The sequence below is a fragment of the Devosia sp. CN2-171 genome (assembly GCF_049354815.1).
In the GTDB taxonomy this organism is placed as follows: domain Bacteria; phylum Pseudomonadota; class Alphaproteobacteria; order Rhizobiales; family Devosiaceae; genus Devosia_A.
The window spans coordinates 4,478,984-4,496,124 of the sequence record NZ_CP186479.1; the positions used below are offsets into that span (position 1 = coordinate 4,478,984).

At 64.6% G+C, this 17,141-nt stretch carries 20 protein-coding genes; 10 read left to right on the plus strand and 10 right to left on the minus strand.

The features are described from left to right. Positions 1-38: 38 nt before the first annotated feature. Complete coding sequence (locus ACOYW5_RS22065) at positions 39-731, minus strand: TetR/AcrR family transcriptional regulator (protein ID WP_423067027.1); 693 nt, start codon at positions 729-731, stop codon at positions 39-41. A gap of 198 nt (positions 732-929) precedes the next feature. Here ACOYW5_RS22065 and ACOYW5_RS22070 point away from each other — a divergent pair, with 198 nt between their 5' ends. The 4 genes from ACOYW5_RS22070 (at position 930) to denD (ending at position 5,283) form a co-directional block, all read left to right on the plus strand. Further along, complete coding sequence (locus tag ACOYW5_RS22070) at positions 930-2,084, plus strand: Gfo/Idh/MocA family protein (protein ID WP_423067028.1); 1,155 nt, start codon at positions 930-932, stop codon at positions 2,082-2,084. Between the two features lies 1 nt (position 2,085). Then, positions 2,086-3,249 carry a dihydrodipicolinate synthase family protein gene (locus ACOYW5_RS22075; RefSeq protein WP_423067029.1) on the plus strand — a complete coding sequence of 388 codons (1,164 nt, stop codon included), beginning with the start codon at positions 2,086-2,088 and terminating at the stop codon, positions 3,247-3,249. Between the two features lie 141 nt (positions 3,250-3,390). Further along, entirely contained in the window at positions 3,391-4,215 is an 825-nt protein-coding gene (locus tag ACOYW5_RS22080) for a sugar phosphate isomerase/epimerase family protein (RefSeq protein WP_423067030.1), read from the plus strand. A gap of 81 nt (positions 4,216-4,296) precedes the next feature. Next, positions 4,297-5,283, plus strand: coding sequence for a D-erythronate dehydrogenase (denD, locus tag ACOYW5_RS22085; RefSeq protein WP_423067031.1), 987 nt, complete (start codon positions 4,297-4,299; stop codon positions 5,281-5,283). 9 nt (positions 5,284-5,292) lie between these two features. On the opposite strand, the gene ACOYW5_RS22090 is transcribed toward denD, so the two are convergent. From ACOYW5_RS22090 to ACOYW5_RS22100, 3 genes are all read right to left on the minus strand, one after another. Next, positions 5,293-5,610: a hypothetical protein gene (locus tag ACOYW5_RS22090; protein WP_423067032.1), complete on the minus strand. Its 318-nt coding sequence runs from the start codon at positions 5,608-5,610 to the stop codon at positions 5,293-5,295. Positions 5,611-5,775: 165 nt separating this feature from the next. Further along, entirely contained in the window at positions 5,776-6,687 is a 912-nt protein-coding gene (locus ACOYW5_RS22095; RefSeq protein WP_423067033.1) for an acetamidase/formamidase family protein, read from the minus strand. Positions 6,688-6,738: 51 nt separating this feature from the next. Next, the gene (locus ACOYW5_RS22100) at positions 6,739-7,374 is read right to left on the minus strand and encodes a hypothetical protein (protein WP_423067034.1); all 636 of its coding nucleotides are present in this window, start codon (positions 7,372-7,374) and stop codon (positions 6,739-6,741) included. Between the two features lie 81 nt (positions 7,375-7,455). Here ACOYW5_RS22100 and ACOYW5_RS22105 point away from each other — a divergent pair, with 81 nt between their 5' ends. The 4 genes from ACOYW5_RS22105 to ACOYW5_RS22120 are packed head-to-tail and all read left to right on the plus strand — an operon-like array spanning position 7,456 to position 10,105. Further along, complete coding sequence (locus tag ACOYW5_RS22105) at positions 7,456-7,923, plus strand: hypothetical protein (protein WP_423067035.1); 468 nt, start codon at positions 7,456-7,458, stop codon at positions 7,921-7,923. Between the two features lie 56 nt (positions 7,924-7,979). Continuing rightward, the gene (locus ACOYW5_RS22110; RefSeq protein ID WP_423067036.1) at positions 7,980-8,597 is read left to right on the plus strand and encodes a trimeric intracellular cation channel family protein; all 618 of its coding nucleotides are present in this window, start codon (positions 7,980-7,982) and stop codon (positions 8,595-8,597) included. After that, positions 8,597-8,974: a DUF4326 domain-containing protein gene (locus tag ACOYW5_RS22115; RefSeq protein ID WP_423067037.1), complete on the plus strand. Its 378-nt coding sequence runs from the start codon at positions 8,597-8,599 to the stop codon at positions 8,972-8,974. The genes ACOYW5_RS22110 and ACOYW5_RS22115 overlap by 1 nt, the downstream gene beginning before the upstream one ends. Before the next feature lie 3 nt (positions 8,975-8,977). Further along, positions 8,978-10,105, plus strand: a complete 1,128-nt coding sequence (locus tag ACOYW5_RS22120) for an iron-containing alcohol dehydrogenase (RefSeq protein WP_423067038.1) — start codon at positions 8,978-8,980, stop codon at positions 10,103-10,105. Between the two features lie 42 nt (positions 10,106-10,147). Here the strand turns inward: ACOYW5_RS22120 and ACOYW5_RS22125 are convergent, their stop codons facing one another. Continuing rightward, the gene (locus ACOYW5_RS22125) at positions 10,148-10,855 is read right to left on the minus strand and encodes a GntR family transcriptional regulator (protein WP_423067039.1); all 708 of its coding nucleotides are present in this window, start codon (positions 10,853-10,855) and stop codon (positions 10,148-10,150) included. Between the two features lie 70 nt (positions 10,856-10,925). Here ACOYW5_RS22125 and uxuA point away from each other — a divergent pair, with 70 nt between their 5' ends. Further along, positions 10,926-12,140: a mannonate dehydratase gene (uxuA, locus tag ACOYW5_RS22130; RefSeq protein WP_423067040.1), complete on the plus strand. Its 1,215-nt coding sequence runs from the start codon at positions 10,926-10,928 to the stop codon at positions 12,138-12,140. Between the two features lie 41 nt (positions 12,141-12,181). Here the strand turns inward: uxuA and ACOYW5_RS22135 are convergent, their stop codons facing one another. From ACOYW5_RS22135 to ACOYW5_RS22155, 5 genes are all read right to left on the minus strand, one after another. Beyond that, positions 12,182-13,324: a succinylglutamate desuccinylase/aspartoacylase family protein gene (locus tag ACOYW5_RS22135; protein WP_423067041.1), complete on the minus strand. Its 1,143-nt coding sequence runs from the start codon at positions 13,322-13,324 to the stop codon at positions 12,182-12,184. A gap of 3 nt (positions 13,325-13,327) precedes the next feature. Then, a complete protein-coding gene (locus ACOYW5_RS22140; RefSeq protein WP_423067042.1) occupies positions 13,328-14,074 on the minus strand; it encodes an ABC transporter permease subunit in 747 nt (248 codons plus the stop codon). Then, entirely contained in the window at positions 14,074-14,916 is an 843-nt protein-coding gene (locus tag ACOYW5_RS22145) for an ABC transporter permease subunit (RefSeq protein ID WP_423067043.1), read from the minus strand. The genes ACOYW5_RS22140 and ACOYW5_RS22145 overlap by 1 nt, the downstream gene beginning before the upstream one ends. A gap of 57 nt (positions 14,917-14,973) precedes the next feature. Then, the gene (locus ACOYW5_RS22150) at positions 14,974-15,735 is read right to left on the minus strand and encodes a transporter substrate-binding domain-containing protein (RefSeq protein ID WP_423067044.1); all 762 of its coding nucleotides are present in this window, start codon (positions 15,733-15,735) and stop codon (positions 14,974-14,976) included. A 172-nt stretch (positions 15,736-15,907) separates the two neighbouring features. Further along, complete coding sequence (locus ACOYW5_RS22155; RefSeq protein ID WP_423067045.1) at positions 15,908-16,690, minus strand: ABC transporter ATP-binding protein; 783 nt, start codon at positions 16,688-16,690, stop codon at positions 15,908-15,910. 130 nt (positions 16,691-16,820) lie between these two features. Here ACOYW5_RS22155 and ACOYW5_RS22160 point away from each other — a divergent pair, with 130 nt between their 5' ends. Continuing rightward, positions 16,821-17,021: a CsbD family protein gene (locus ACOYW5_RS22160; protein ID WP_423067046.1), complete on the plus strand. Its 201-nt coding sequence runs from the start codon at positions 16,821-16,823 to the stop codon at positions 17,019-17,021. Positions 17,022-17,141 lie beyond the last annotated feature (120 nt).

Consider the following 17,141-nt stretch of genomic DNA (forward strand, 5'->3'; position numbering starts at 1 on the left):
GGGTGGCGATATGACAGCGGCGCTGCCGCAAGCCACAATCACCGGCGGGTGCGGAGGTAGTCGACGACCATCTGTACGGCCTGCGCCTCGCGGTCCTGGATCAGGGCGAACTGGCTGAGATCCTTGCCGAAAACCACGCTCAGCGTCTGCATGTTCGAGACGTAGAAGTAGCAGAGCGAAATGATCGAGATGTAGAGCTGCATCGGATCGACGTCGGTGCGGAAAGTTCCCTCCGCATGGCCGCGCTTCACGATCTCATGCAGCTCGGCGACGATGGGTGAACGGATCGCGTCGAGATCCTTTATCTGCTTGACGAACCTGGCATTTTGCAGGTTTTCCACAGACAAGAGGCGGGGGAACCAAGGGTTGGCCAGGAAGTGCCGGAATGTAAACCGGATGATCCGGTCTACCGCCTCGATCGGATCATACTGGCTGATGTGCAACTCGCGCTCGCCGCGCCGGATTTCCTGGTAGGCATCAAGCAGAACGGCCTGGTACAGGGCCTCCTTATTCCCGAAATAGTGATAGAGCAGCCGCTTGTTGGCCTTGGCGCGGTCGGCGATCGCATCGACCCGGGCGCCGTTGAAGCCTTCCTCGCAGAACTCGTCGCGGGCTGCCCTGAGGATCGAGGCCTTGGTCTTCTCGGCATCGCGCGGGCGTACGGGAACGGCGTCCGGCGCGACCCTCGCCGCGCTCCGCTTCGCCCTTACCGCCGTCGCCTCGCCGTCCATCAATCCCCTCCCGCACCGTTGCGGTTACAATGCCCCAGTGTGTCGCAATTGGCACCGGACATCAGCGGCAGCAAGCTACGAAGCGAACGAAAATCGTTCTTTCGTTCAGTAGCCGGGCGCCACACTTGACGCTCTATCCTAGCCTTGTGTATCCAAGTAACCAAGCAGTTACAAAGATGCAGGACGAGGGAGGGTTCGATGGCCGAGCGCAGGCTGGGGCTGATCATGCACGGCGTGACCGGCCGGATGGGCTACAACCAGCATCTGGTCCGCTCCATTCTCGCCATCCGCGATCAGGGTGGAGTGGTGCTGTCGAACGGCGACCGGCTGATGGTCGATCCCATCATTGTCGGGCGAGATGGCGATAAGATTCAACGGCTTGCGGCAAAGCACAACATCGCGCGCTGGACCACCGACCTCGAGGCGGCGCTGGCCAATCCGGACGATACCGTGTTCTTCGATGCCGGCACCACGCAGATGCGGGCCACACTTCTCGGCCGCGCCATCGATGCGGGCAAGCACGTTTATTGCGAGAAGCCGGTCTCGGACGACCTGCACTCGGCTATCGCCCTGGCAAAGAAGGCAAAATCGGCCGGCATCAAGCACGGCGTGGTACAGGACAAGCTGTTCCTGCCGGGGCTGCTGAAGCTCAAGCTGCTCCGCGATTCCGGCTTCTTCGGCCGCATTCTCTCGGTCCGCGGCGAGTTCGGCTACTGGGTGTTCGAAGGCGATTGGGGCCAGCCGGCGCAGCGCCCGAGCTGGAATTACCGCAAGGCCGACGGCGGCGGCATCATCCTCGATATGCTCTGCCACTGGCGCTACGTGCTCGATAACCTCTTCGGGGAGGTCCAAGCGGTAAGCTGCCTTGGCGCCACGCATATTCCCACCCGCGTCGACGAGAAGGGCAACACCTACACCGCGGACGCCGACGACGCGGCCTATGCCACCTTCCAGCTCGAAGGCGGTGCCGTGGCGCACATCAATTCGAGCTGGGACGTGCGCGTCCGCCGCGATGATCTCGTGACTTTCCAGGTGGACGGCACCCATGGCTCGGCCGTCGCCGGCCTCCACAAGTGCTTTACCCAGCACCGCGTCAACACGCCCAAGCCAGTATGGAATCCGGACGAGCCGTCGAAGTTCAACTTCTTCGACCAATGGGAAGAAGTGCCCGAGAACTACCCCTCGCAGAACGGCTTCAAGGCGCAGTGGGAGATGTTTTTGAAGCACGTCGCTGAGGACGCGCCATGGCCCTACGGCCTCGAGGCCGGCGCCAAGGGCGTCCAGCTCGCGACGCTCGGGCTGCAGAGCTGGAAGGAACGGCGTTGGCTGGATGTGCCGGCGCTGGGGATCTGAGATGGAAATCCAGCTCCCCAATGCCGACCGCAGCATTACCGCCTACCGCTTGACCGGCGCGCCGATCCCCTTTGTAAAACATAGCGCTAGCGACTTTCCGCGTATCGCCTATGCGGCTGCCCACGTCGTCGCCGACCCGCTCGCCAGCAACGATCCCTGGCTCACCCCGGCGATCGACTGGGACACCACGCTGAAGTTCCGCCACCGCCTGTGGGACCTCGGTCTCGGTGTCGCCGAAGCCATGGATACCGCGCAGCGCGGCATGGGCCTCACCTGGAGCGACGCGCAGGAACTGATCCGTCGCGCCCAGGCCGAAGCCCGCACCCGCTCGGACTCGCTCATCGCCTACGGCGCCGGCACGGACCATCTCGCGCCCGGTCCGAATGTCACCATCGACGATGTCATCCGAGCCTATGAGGAGCAGGTCGGCTTCGTCGAAGGGCAGGGCGGCCGCGTCATCCTGATGGCCTCGCGCGCCCTCGTCGTCGCGGCAAAATCACCGGACGATTATGCCCGCGTGTATGCCCATGTGCTAAGGCAGGTGAAGCAGCCGGTGATCCTTCACTGGCTGGGCGAAATGTTCGATCCGGCACTGGAGGGCTACTGGGGCAAGGCCACGCATGACGAGGCGATGGGTGTCTGCCTCGACGTCATCGCGGCCCATGCCGACAAAGTCGACGGCATCAAAATCTCCTTGCTGAGCAAGGAGAAAGAGATCGCCATGCGCCGCCGTCTCCCGGCCAGCGTGCGGATGTATACGGGCGACGATTTCAACTATGCCGAGCTGATCGCCGGCGACGAGCAAGGCCATTCCGACGCGCTGCTCGGCATTTTCGACGCCATCGCCCCGGCCGCCTCGGCTGCGCTCGCCGCGCTCGGCCGCGGTAGCGACAACGAGTTCTTCGAACTGCTCGAGCCCACCGTGCCGCTCAGCCGCCACATCTTCGCGGCGCCGACCCGCTTCTACAAGACGGGCGTGGTTTTTCTGGCCTATCTCAATGGGTTACAGGACCATTTCGCCATGATCGGCGGCCAGCAAAGCACGAGATCACTGCAGCATCTTAGCGAGCTGTTCCGGCTGGCGGACAGGGCGCGTGTCATGGCTGATCCGGCGCTGGCGGTCGAGCGGATGAAGCGGGTGTTGGCTGTGAATGGGGTGGTTTGAGGTGCTGACCGAAGCAGACGCCCCCCTCCCATCCTCCCCCGCCGATGCCTTTGGCACAATCGAGCCCCAGCCTCGACTCTTCACCTCCCCCCTTGTGGGGGAGGCCGGGAGGGGGCCGTCTCTATCGGTCTGGCACCGCTAATGTCTTCCGGCCAGCTCTCGATGAACCTCGCCACCCTGCGCAACGGTTCCAGCTTCCCGCAGATGATCGACGACTGCCTCCGACATGGCGTCACCGCCATCTCCCCCTGGCGCGACCAGGTTGCAGCCATCGGCCTCGCGGAAGCAGCGCGTATCGTCCGCACCAACAATCTCCGCGTCACCGGCCTCTGCCGTGGCGGCATGTTCCCGGCAGAGACCACCGCCGGCCGCCATGCCAATATCGACGACAACCTGCGTGCTATCGATGAAGCCGCCGAGCTCGGTGCCGATTGCCTTGTCCTCGTCGTCGGCGGATTACCCGGTACTTCCAAGGACATAGCGGGCGCGCGCCGAATGGTCGCCGACGGCATCGCAGCCATGCTCCCGCACGCCCGGGCATCCGGTGTTCCTCTCGCCATCGAGCCGCTGCATCCGATGTATGCGGCCGACCGCGCCTGCGTGAACTCCATCGATCAGGCGCTTGATATCGCCGGGCAACTCGGCGACGGCGTGGGCGTCGCCATTGACGTCTACCACGTCTGGTGGGACCCGAACCTTGCCGCCGCCATCGCCCGCGCGGGGCGCGAGAACCGCATCTACGCTCACCACATCTGCGACTGGTTGGTCCCCACCGCCGACATGCTGCTCGATCGCGGCATGATGGGCGACGGCGTCATCGACCTTAAGGCCATCCGCGCCATGATCGAGGCCGCCGGCTATCACGGCCCGCAGGAAGTCGAGATCTTTTCCCGCGATAACTGGTGGAAGCGGGGGGGCGACGAAGTCGTCCGTGCATGCGTGGAGCGCTTCGAAACCGTGTGCTGACGGCCCGCCAAGCGCACCGTTCGTCGGGCTTGCACCCGATACTCCAGCCGCTAATCTCCCCGCCAAACGCGAGGAGACTTCATGCATATCCTGATTATCGGTGCGGCCGGAATGGTCGGCCGCAAGCTCACGTCCAGCCTCATTTCCGCTGGCCAGGTGGGCGGCAAAGCGATTGAGAAACTGACGCTGGCCGACGTCATCGAGCCGGCCAAGGTTGCCTTCGATGGCTCGGTCGAGACCATTGCTTCCGACCTCTCGGCGCCCGGTGCCGCGACCGGGCTGATCGACGGCCGGCCGAATCTGATTTTCCATCTCGCCGCCATCGTTTCTGGCGAAGCCGAAGCCGATTTCGAAAAGGGCTACCGGATCAATCTCGACGGCACACGGTTCTTGCTCGAGGCCATTCGGCTGGAAGGCCTCAAGGCGCCCTACAAGCCGCGGCTGGTTTTCACGTCGTCCATCGCCGTATTTGGCGCACCGTTCCCCGAAGCCATCGGTGACGAGTTCTTCAACACGCCGCTGACCAGCTACGGCACGCAGAAGGCCATCTGCGAGCTTCTGCTCAATGACTACTCGCGTAAGGGTTTCGTCGATGGCATCGGTATCCGCCTACCGACCATCGTGATTCGGCCGGGCAAGCCAAACGCCGCCGGCTCGAGCTTCTTCTCCAGCATCCTGCGAGAGCCGCTTGTGGGTCTGGAGGCGGTGCTGCCGGTCCCCACAGATGCGCGGCACTGGTTCGCCAGCCCGCGCGCCGCGGTGGGCTTCCTCACCCATGCGGCCGAACTCGATACCGCCAAGCTCGGCTGGCGCCGCACTCTCTCGGTGCCGGGGCTGTCGGCCACCGTGGGCGAGGAGATCGAGGCGCTACGCCGCGTTGCCGGGGACAAGGCGGTCAAGCTCATCCGCGACGTGCCGGATCAGCGAATCATCGGCATGGTCGACGGCTGGCCGAAAAACTTCACGGCCAAGCGCGCCGAGGCGCTCGGGTTCAAGGCCGAAAAGAGCTTCGACGAGATCATCCGTATTCATATCGAGGATGAACTGGGCGGCAAGATCGGCGGCTGAGCGCTGCCGTCAGAACTTCCGGACCAGTTTGCGGCCAAGCCAGGAGATGCCGTGACGCGTCGCGCGGACGATCACGCCATAGCGGGTCTCTTCGATTTCAATCGGAGAGGCCACGTCGAAGGCGTGCTCCTCCTCGTGCAGCAGAACCTCACGGCCGTAGCGGATATTGACGTGGCAGGTGTGCCCCGTCGTCCACACAGTGACGACCTTCACCAGGTCGTCGTCGAGTTCGAAGCTGAACGATTGCGGCGACAACACCGCAATCGAGGCATCCGCCCCGGCAGTGTGCCGCCCGTCGTCAGCAATACACACGTCCCACGGGGTCATGCTGCGCACTCCCCGCCCACCAAAAATAACAAATCGAGCCCCATAGCGGCTACTCTTGAGTCAAGTCCTCCCGCCGCGCCGGCATAATAGCCGTTACCAAAGCGTTAACTCAACGGCGACCTTGGTCCGTAGTAAACGACGCTACGTGAAGGGGGCGCATCAGTACTAGTGCTTAGGCAGCCACTTCTTGGGTATTTTGCAGACCATCGTGTAGGCCGGGTCGTAGACGTTGCCGACTTCGTAGCGCACCACCTGGCCCATCAGGTGGCTGGCAGCGGTCTTGGACAGCCCATAATCGGTGCAGAGCCAGTTGAACATGTCGTTGGTGGCGTGCTGTAGCGCCTGGTCGAGCGGACGGGCGTTGCCGACCGAGTAAATCTCGTCGGCGCTCTCGCCGCGCGGCCACACGAGGTTCTTGCCCTTCTCGACCGTTAGCCGCACCTCGACCTCGTAGCTGGTCTCGATGCCGGTGCCGACGATCTCGCCATCGCCCTGGATGGCGTGGCAGTCACCGAGGAAAAACAGCGCGCCCTCGACGGCGATGGGGAACCACACGGTCGCGCCAGGACCGAAGCCGCGGTAGTCCATGTTGCCGCCGTTCTCGGCGCTGGTCGCAGTGGAGAAGGCTTGGCCGCCGGCCGGGGCGACGCCGAAGCAGCCGATCATCGGCTCGAGCGGCAGGATAAAGTGCTCGAGGCCGGCCAGCGGCGTCTGCAGCTGCGCCGTGCCGGCCTGCCGGTCGATGGCCCAGGTGACCGGGTCGCGCGGCGGCAGGTCGCGCACGGATTCGGGGTCGACGACGTTGCCGGCGAGTGAGGAGCGGGTCCAGCCGGTGGCGCGGTTCGGTGTCATTCGGACGATTTCGACCTTCAGCGCATCGCCGGGTTCGGCGCCCTCGACGAAGATCGGCCCGTTCATCGGGTTCGGGCCGGGCTTGCGCTTCTCGCCGTCCTTGTCGATGCCCCAGGCATCCAGTGTCTCGGTGATCACGGTGTCGCCCGAAGCGACGGTAAACGCCGGCGGCAGCGTGCCTAGCACATTGTGCCACTCGGTGGCGACAAAGCGATGCGTGGTCATAGGTTCCTCCTGCTGCCACAAGGGGTAACGGGGAGAGCAGGGGTTGTCACGTCAGACGGAAGGCGGGGTTCGGAGTCCCGCCAGCCACTCTGCATATTCCGCCTCGTGCGTCCCCTCGAAATTCGCCATTCCGCGCTTGGTCAGCAGCCCGCGCCGGGGCGGGATGAAGGAGGTGATGCGGCCGCGGCGATGTTCGCGCCAGTTGATGTTGACCGCGGCGAAGCGGGGGAAGAACTCGAGCTCGTCATAGGGCAGGTGGTCGTGGATCCACCATGCCAGCGCCTCCCAGCGCCCGGTGGTCTCGTAGTAGGGGATCAGCGCGTGGACGATGACACAGGCGGTGGCGCCGATGCCGCCATCGGCGTCGCGGCGATCCCAGATGTGGCCGGCGAAGTTGGTCTCGTTGCGCCCGCAATTGAGGTCGTGCTCATTGCCGAATTGGTTGACCGCAACTGAGCGGAAGGCCGAGCGGATGGAGATGCGGCCAAAGCGGGCGCGCAGTGGTTCGAGGCACTCCTCGCAGAGGCGACGACCCGCCTCGATCGCGAGGTCCGGATCGTCGGGAATGTTGGGGATGCCGTAGAAGGCCGCGATCTCGGAGTGAAGGAAGTCGCGCATGACGAAATTCTCGCTGAGCCGAACGCGGCCGAGTTCCTCCAGTGCCTTCATGCTCTGCGGCTTGCGCATGGCCCGGTGCCCTTCTTGTCGACACATAGTCTGCGCTATCAATGGCTTGGCGGACCACCCGTTTCCAACGAGGAGTTGAAAATGCTGAAGATCATTGCCGGCCTGATGCTTGCCCTCTGCCTATCGATCGCTCCAGCGCTCGCACAGACCGACGCCGATACCGATGCGGCCATCGACAGCAACCTGGGCGACCACACGCTTTATCGCGCAGCGTTCGATGCGATCCAGAAGGCGGTCGCGGACGATGACAAAGCCGGGTTTGCCGAGTGGGTCAGCTATCCCATCACCGTCACCGCCGACGGCGAAGAGATGTCGATCTCCGAAGCGGCGCAGTTTGTCGAGCACTACGACAACATCCTCACCGACGAGATCAAAACCGCTATCAACGACCAGGCCTGGGCAAACCTGTTTGCGAACTACCAGGGCGTGATGTTCGGCAACGGCCAGGTCTGGCTCAACGGCATCTGCAAGGATGACACCTGCGCCGAGTTCGACGTGAAGATCATCACTATCCAATCGACGGACAATATCCAGCCTACGGCCAACTAGCCCGGCAGGCGATTCGTCTGCTCTAATCACCCCGAGGGAATTCCCCGGGGGACGCGATGCTGCTGCAGATCATCTTCTATGTCGCCATCACCGCCGAGGCGATGACGGCGGCCCTGGCGGCCGGGCGCCGCAGCATGGACTGGTTCGGCGTCTGCGTGCTCGCCTGCGTCACCGCACTCGGCGGCGGCACGGCCCGCGACCTCGTCCTCGGGCACTACCCACTGATCTGGGTCGAGAACCCGTACCTGCTGGTGCTCTGCTGCGTTGCGGCCTTCATCACCATCGCGTTCGCCCGCTACATGGCGGCGCTGCGCTGGCCATTCCTGCTGCTCGATGCGATCGGTCTGGTCACCTTCACCATCATTGGCTGCAACGTCGCGCTCGAGATGGGGCAGCAGCCGATCATGGTCGTGGTCGCCGGGCTTCTCACCGGCATCGTCGGTGGCATCCTGCGCGATGTGCTGTGCAACGACGTGCCGCTGGTGTTCTCGTCCGAACTCTATGCCACCGTCGCGATCGTTTCGGGCGTGCTATACTATTTCGGGCACATCTCTAACCTCAACCACGACATGGTGATCATCGGGGTCATCATAGTCGGTTTCGCGCTCCGTGTCCTGGCCATAGTGTTCAAGCTTCAGATGCCCAAGTTCATCTACGACAAGGAGCTGCGCTAATGCCCGGGCTGGCACACGGGCCCAAGCCACAGCGCATGCAGTTGTCGCGGCGCGGCGGATTCAACCTGCAGGAAGCGTCGCTCGCGCTCAACGGTCTGCCGGCAAAGCTCATCACGCGGCCGGGCAAGTGGGGCAATCCCTTCACCATCGACGATACAGCCACGCGCTATGGTCTCGACCACGATGCCGCGCAAGCCAAGGCCGTCGACCTCTGTGGGCAGTGGTTGCGGGGCAACATCGATGTGGCCCTGTCGCCCGGAGCGGCACCTTCGCGAGAGGTGATCCGGGCCGAGCTTGCAGGGCATAATCTCGCCTGCTGGTGCAAGGCTGGGACGCCTTGTCATGCGGATGTCTTGATCGAACTGGCAAACGGGTAACCCATGGCACGCATCAACTATCTAACCGGTATCGAATTCGGGGCAGGGGCGATCGCCACACTCGCCGACGCGCTCAGGGAGCTGGAGATCACCCGCCCGCTGCTGGTCGCCGACAAGGGTGTGCAGGCCGCGGGCCTGCTGGCGCGAGCCATGGCGCACCTGCCGCCCGACCTGCCGGTCTTTCTCGATACGCCGCCCAACCCGACCGAAGGTGCGGTCCTTGCCGCACTCGAGCTTTATCGGGCCGAGGAGTGCGACGGCATCATCGCGCTAGGCGGCGGTTCGCCGATCGATCTCGCCAAGGGCGTGGCGCTGCTCGCAACGCACCCGGGGCCGCTCGAGCAGTATGCAATGATCTATGGCGGGCTCGACCGTATCAGTGCGCGAGTCGCGCCCGTCATCGCGGTGCCGACAACCGCCGGCACTGGCGCCGAAGTCGGCCGCGCCGCACTGCTGACGCTCGAGGACGGGCGCAAGCTCGGCTTCATCTCGCCGCACCTGATCCCGCGCCGGGCCATCTGCGATCCGGAACTCACCCATGGCTTGCCGCCCGGTCTGACGGCGGCCACCGGCCTCGACGCGCTCAGCCACTGCATCGAGACCTTCTCTTCCCCCCGTATCAATCCGCCTGCCGATGCCATCGCGCTCGACGGGGCGGGGCGCATCTGGCGCAACATCGAGACGGCCGCCAAGCGCGGCACCGACCATGCGGCGCGCTCCGAAATGATGATGGGCGCGCTGATGGGTGGCCTCGCCTTCCAGAAAGGGCTGGGCGCCGTGCATGCGCTCAGCCACGCGCTGGGCGGGCTCAAGGACGTGTCGCTGCACCACGGCACGCTCAACGCCATCCTGATGCCGCCGGTGCTGCGCTTCAACCAGCCGGAGATCGGCGAGAAGCTCGGGCGGCTCAAGGCGGCGATGGGCTTTCCGCCGGCCGCTGATCTTGCGTTCGAGCTCGATGCCCTCAACCGTCGGCTCAGCATCCCGCAGGGGCTGCGTGGGCTCGGCGTGCGCGAGGACCACTTCGACTGGGTAGTCGAGCGGGCACAGGCCGACCATAGCCACGGCACCAATCCGCGCGTACCCAGCGCTGCGGACTACCAAGCGCTGCTCGAAGCGGCGATGGACTGATCACGCCTCCCCAGGTCGGGAGGGCGGACCGGCGCTCGCATCTTACTCGTCGGCAAACAGCTCGGCGTACTCCTCTGCCAGCTTGGGCAGGGAGGGGGCGAGTTCGTTGAGGTGGCGGTGCATCATGGTGACGGCACCTTCCGGATCGTTGCGCTCGAGCGCATCGACCACCAGCGTATGCTGTGCCACCACTACCGGACGCGGCGTCGCTGCCGGGAAGCCGAGATAGCGCACGCGGTCGAGCTGGGCCTTGAGGCTGACGATGTGGCGCCAGGCGTGCTCGACGCCGGCATGGGAAGCGATGGCGCAGTGGAAATCGTCGTCGAGCCGCAAGAAATCACCGAGTTTACCGGAAAGCGCAACCTGCTGGGCCGCGATCAGCTCTCGCAGGTCGGCAACCCCGGCCGCGTCGATCTCGACGGCGGCCTTACGTACCACGGCCAGTTCAATCGATTCGCGAATGAAGCGCGAGTTCTGGACCTCGCGGATCGAGATCAGCTTGACGAAGGTACCGCGCTGCGGCCGCACTTCGACCAGTCCCGCTTCCGCGAGCTTGATGAAGGCTTCGCGCACCGGCTGGCGCGAAACCCCCATCTGCCGGGCCAGTTCGGCCTCGGACAGCAGGTGTCCCGGCCTCAGCTGCAGTTGCACGATGGCATTACGAACCGTCTCGTACACCCTGAGGCTGATCGAGGTCTGGCGCGTTCCGGCGATGACGGGCTGGTTTGCCAGCTCCAGTTCAATGGTCATGTTGACTCCCCCAACGCTACCATACTAGCACCGAAGATAGCCATTTGAAGAGCCCGGAAGGGGGAGCCACATGAGGCAGACTTGGCGCTGGTTCGGACCAGCCGATCTTGCGAGCATCGACGACATCGTCCAGGCAGGCGCCGAAGGCGTTGTCACGGCGCTCCACCACGTGCCCAACGGGGTTGTATGGAGCGCGGAGGAGATCGGCAAGCGCCAGCAGCAGGTTCGGACGCGCAGGGACGGTTCTTCCTCTGGAATCAGCTGGGATGTGATCGAAAGCCTGCCGGTTTCCGAGGATATCAAGAAACAGAAGGGCGACTGGCGCCAGCATATCGAGAACTACAAGCAGAGCCTGCGCCACGTTGCGGCCGCCGGGCTGCGCGTCGTCTGCTACAACTTCATGCCGGTACTCGACTGGACGCGAACTGACCTGCGTTACACCGTGGCGCATGGCGGCACCTGCATGCGGTTCGACATCAACGACTTCGCCGTGTTCGAAATCCACATCCTGAAGCGCGCCGGCGCTGCCGAGAGTTTTGCGCCCGAGGTTGTCGCTGAAGCCGCCCGCCGCTTCGCAGGCATGGACAATGCGGCCCAGCAGCAGCTCTCTCGCAACGTGACGATGGGGCTCCCGGGCTCGACAGAGAGCATGACCCTTGAGGACGTGCGGGCGCATCTGAGCGAATACGCCGGTATCTCGCCTGATCGGCTGCGCGAGCACTTCGTCGATTTCCTGTCGGAAGTCGTGCCCGTCGCCGAGGAAGTCGGCGTCCGCCTTTGCTGCCATCCGGACGATCCGCCGTTCCCGCTGCTCGGCCTGCCGCGCATCATGTCCACTGCCGCGGACTACCGGCACATTCTCGGTGCGGTCGACAGCCCGGCCAACGGCATGACGCTCTGCTCGGGCTCTCTCGGCGCCCGGCCCGACAATGACCTGCCGGATATCATGGACGAGTTCGGGCCCAAGGTGCATTTCCTCCACCTGCGCAATGTCCGCCGCGAGACTGATGCCGTGGTCGGCTCGTTCTATGAGGACGAGCACCTCGCCGGCAGCACGGACATGGTGCCCCTGATCGCGGCGATCCTCCGCGAGGAAACGCGACGGAAGACGGAAGGCCGCGAGGACGCGCAGATCCCGATGCGCCCCGACCACGGCCAGGACATCCTCGACGACCTCAACCGCCGCGCCCAGCCGGGCTATCCGACCATCGGCCGGCTGAAGGGGCTGGCGGAGTTGCGTGGGGTGATGACGGCGCTGAGCCACGCGGAGTTTGGGTTGAGGTAGGGCGGACTTATCCTCCCCTGCGAAGCGGGGAGACCAAACCCTCAGTCCTCCAGCAAATACGCGCCCTTGCGTCCCGACAGTAACGTGGTGCCGACGATCTTCATGATCCCGGCGCCGCGCGGGGCGTATTTCGCCATGGCGCGAGCCAACACCAGCCCGTCCGTGCCGGCGAAGATCGGCGTGCGAGCCATGAAGGCCTCCGGCCCGTCGAGCGCGATCAAGTCGGCCACCGGCTGGCCCTTGGTCACGCGTTCGCCTAGCGACACCCGATAGGCGACCAGCCCCGGCCGCTCGGCGCGGATGATCTCGGTCGCCTCGAACGGCGTCGCCAGAGACAGCGGGGCCGGGCGCTCGCCCGGGTCGGCGTCGATGAGGTTGCGCTCGCAGAGGAACCCCCAGAGCCGCCGTGCATCGTCGGCACCCAGTTCGTCGAACACATCGGCCTGCCCACGATACTCGAGCGTCGCCGTGGCACTCGCCATCGGGACGGGCTTGCCCGGATTGGCCTGCGCCACCTTGCGATAGAGCTGCGGCAGCACCTCGTCGAATGAGCCGCCACCGGAATCCGCCGCCGTCAGCGTCGCGGCCGCGCCCATCCAGTCGGCGAGATCCTGCAGCTCGGGCATCAGTTCGGGAGAAGTAAAGATGTGGATCAGCGAGTCGTCGTCGCAGTGGAGATCGAGGACGAACTCGGCGTCGTGCGCTTCCTTCAGCACCAGGAGGCGCAGCTGCTCGTTAGCGCTTCGCGGCTGCTGGTTGTCGATCCAGGTGGCGACGGTCTTGCGGATCAGGTTGACGTTGAAGCGCTCGTCGTCGCTCAGCCGGCCGTTCAGTTGCTGCCGCACGGCCTGAAAGAGGTCGGGCCAGCGCCGATTGAAATTGATGCCGGTATTGGCGTCGTAGCGGCCGATATGCCGGCGCAGCGAGAAGGTCGCCATGCCGAGCGGATTGACCAGCGGCATCACGGTGAAGCGGGCGCGGAGCAGGCCTTGATCGTCAGCTTGCCGCAGCATGGGCAGCAGGTGGTGCAGCACCATCGTGCCGGGGTGCTCGTCGGCATGGAGCGCGGCCTGCAGGTGTACCTTCTCGGGCGCGTCCTTGGGGCCTATCACGTAGTAGACGAACTCGGTCACTGCGCCGGGCGTATCGCCTTTGAGCGGAACCACCTTCCTCTCGAATGCCATCTCCTACCCCCGGATCCAGCGCGGCGAGAATCGGATCGCCGGCGCCTGCGGCAGGTGTCGCATGAGATGGCGGTAGATGCGTCCGAAAATGAAGAAAACCAGCATCGAGATGCCGAGGAAGTAGAGCCCGGCGACCGGGAAGTGGAGGAAGGCATTGTAGTCCTTCTCGAACAACTCGCCCGCCTTGTTCATCAGATCTTTCTCGTCGTTGATCACCGGCAGGGTGAAGTAGACCAGCGCCGTGGTGTGGAACAGCACCACCACCTCGTTGGTGTAGGCCGGCCAGGCGAGGCGGATGACGTTGGGCCAGGTCACGGCGCGAAACATCTGCCAGCGGCTCATACCGAAGGCGCGCGCCGCTTCGATCTCGCCCTTGGGCACATTCATCAGCGCGCCATGAAGGATGTTGGCGGTGTAGGCCGTTGTATTGAGCACCAGCACGGCCGGGCCGAGGACCAGCGGGTTGAGCACGATCCAGTCGATGCCGAGCGGCTTCCACAGGCTCAGGTTGAAGGCCAGCGCCAGCGAATAGAACATGAAGAGCTGGATGAAGAAGGGTGAGCCGCGGAAGGCATAGATGAAGCCGCGGCTGAGGCTTGAGATCAGCCGGCTGCGCGAGGCCTTGCCCAGCGCCACGAAGATCGCGAGCACGAAGCCGATCGGGATCGATGCTCCGGCGAAGTAGAGGTTGAACAGCGCGGGCTTGGCGAGGATCGCGAGGTCCGTCGCGATGGCGGTCGGCAGCTCCATCACGTTGTCCCCGCTATGGCCATGCCGCGGCTAGCCCAGCGCTGCAACGCCGCGAACAGCTTTTCGGAGAGGAAGGTGAGTAGGATGTAGAAGATCAGCAGCACGAGGTAGTAGCCCCAGCGCCAGTCGGGGTGGACGAGCCCGGCCGAGCGCGTGAAGTTCGGCGACCCGAGCCGGTCGGCCCACAGCACGATGTCGGCAATCTGCAGCAGTGAGAGCAGCGAGGTCGCCTTGATCAGCAGCATCCAGACGTTGGAGAGACCGGGCAGGGCGTAGGCCCACATCTGCCGGATATGGATGCGCACCAGGACCTGCATCGAGCTCAGACCGAAGGCGCGGGCCGCTTCCAGCTGGCCGCGCGGCACGCTGTTGAGGGCACCCGAGATGACGTTGCCGGCAAAGGCACCATAGACGATGCCGAGCGAGACGCCGGCGAGGATCAGGTACTCGGCGCTGCCGAAAATCAGGTTGGCATCAGGGCAGATTGGCCAGCCGCCCGCCGCCTTCTCGGCGGCAGTGCAGACGGCCTGGGCGCGGATCCATTCCACCGCCTGCTCGAAGGCGAGGGGGAAGAACAGGAAGAACAGCACGTCGGGAATGCCGGGCAGGGCGTTGGTGTAGGCCTTGCCGACAAACCGGGCGAGGCGGAAGCGCGAGTTGCGGCCGGCGGCGGAGAGGACGCCCAGCGTCAGCGCCACGACCGCGCCGATCACGCCTGCGGCCAGCGTGTACTGCACGCTCGCATACCAGCTCAGGTGCTTGCCGTTGGTGAAGTAGCCCAGCCAGAACAGTACGTCCTGGCCGAGGATGTCCCGGAGCCATTGGGGCAGAAGGTCGACCATTGGGGTCCTGTAAAGCAGAGGGGCGGGTTGTGCCCGCCCCCGCAATCATATCGAGGCTCAGCCGCCGGCGAAGATCGGGCCCGGCGCCTTGTCCGGGAACCACTTGATGATCAGCGCGTCGAGCGAGCCGTCCTTCTTCATCTCGTCGATGACGCCGGTCAGCTTGTCGCGCAACTCGGTATCGGACTGGCGGAGGCCGGCACCGACGCCGCCGCCCAACATCACTTCCGGGCCGATCACTTCGATGGCGCCCGAGGAGCCGGCGACGATTTCCGAGATGTACGAACCGTCGGCGAGGACGACGTCGACATTGCCGGCATTGAGGTCGGCCAGCGCCTGGTCGGCGGTTTCGAACGACTTGATGGTGTTGGTGGCACCGAAGGTGGTCTCAGCATAGCCGGCCTGGATCGTGCCGCCCTGGACGCCAATGTTCTTGCCCGAGAGGGCGGCGAAATCGAGCGTGGTGCCGGTACGGACCATGTAGTTGGACGGATCGGGCGGGAAGTAGTTGGTCGAGAAGTCGATGGTCTGCTTGCGCTCGTCGGTGATCGACATGCCGGCCATGATCACGTCGTAGTTGCCGGCGACGAGGTTCGGGATGATCGAGTCCCATTCGTTGACCTGCCAGGTGCATTCGAGCGCGGCGCGCTTGCAGATCTCGTTGCCGAGGTCGATCTCGAAGCCGGCGGGCTTGCCGCTGTCATCGAGGAAGTTCCACGGGGCATAGGCGCCCTCGGTGGCGATGCGAACCGGGGCAGCGGTCGCAACCGAGGCGAACATGGCGAGTGCCGCAGCAGCCGCCAGTACGATCTTGGACATGTGGGTCGTCTCCTGTATCGGCCTTGGGCCGAATTTCTTGGGCTTGGGCCGGGGCAATTCCGGCCGTGGGTCCGCTCCCTCCCGCCAGAAGGAACATTGACGCCACGCTAACGATTTTTTTACCGGACGGTCAATCGTTAGAGAATTGTTGCAGGGGAGAGGCCGATCGCGGTCAGCCGTGACCCGCGGCGCTCAGGAACTGCCTGAGACGGGGCGAGCGGGTGTTGCCGAACACCTCGGCGACCGTGCCCTCCTCCTCGATCCGCCCCTGGTGCAGGAAGATCACCTTGCTGGCGATGGTCTTGGCGAACTGCATGTCGTGGGTAACGAGGATCATCGTCCGCCCCTCGTCGGCGAGCAGCTTGATCACGCGCAGCACCTCGACTTCGAGTTCGGGGTCGAGCGCCGAGGTCGGCTCGTCGAACAGCATCACCTTGGGATTGACGCAGAGCGCCCGGGCGATCGCGGCGCGTTGCTGCTGGCCGCCGGAGAGCTGGCTCGGATAGCTCTGCGCCTTGTCGCGGATGCCGACCTTGGCCAGCATCTCCAGCGCTTCGGCGTGTACCTCGGCCTTGTTGCGCTTCTGTACGTGCAGCGGTGCCTCCATGACGTTGTCGAGCACCGTCATGTGGCTCCACAGGTTGAACGATTGGAACACCATGCCGAGCTCGGAGCGGATGCGGCGGATCTGCCGCTCGCTGCCGGGACGGCGCTGCGGTCCCTCAGGCGTGAGTTCGATCTGCTCGCCGGCGATAAGAACATCGCCTTGCTCGGGCACCTCGAGCATGTTGATGCATCGAAGCAGGGTCGACTTGCCGGACCCCGACGAGCCGATCAGAGCGACCACGTCGCCCTCGCGGGCGGTCATGTCGATGCCCTTCAGCACTTCAAGCGGGCCATAGGACTTGTGCAGGTCGATGAGCTCGACCACGGGCTTGGCGGCAACAGCGTTCATCGGCGCACAAAAGCCAAAGCGCAAGCGCGTGGCAAGGGATTTACGGAACTGCGCACCGGCCCAGACGTTTTCCAACCGGAGCCAACCTATGTGGCGGCTCCTTTCCCAACCATGAGAGAGGAGATTTGCGATGAATTGGAATCAGGTGGAAGGCAACTGGGAGCAGTTCAAAGGCAAGGTGCAGACCCAGTGGGGCAAGCTGACCGACAACGATCTCGACATCATCAAGGGCAGCCGCAAGCAGCTCGCCGGCAAGATCCAGGAGCGCTACGGCAAGGCCCAGGAAGAGGCCGAGCGCGATGTCGACGAATGGTTCAACCGGCTGCACTAGACCCCTGACAACACAGGAGAAAGGCCCCATCCGGGGCCTTTCTTTTTGCGCGCCGTTCACAAGCAAACGGCCCCATCCACTCGGATGAGGCCGCTGCCACCTCGAACCGCGGACCCGGCA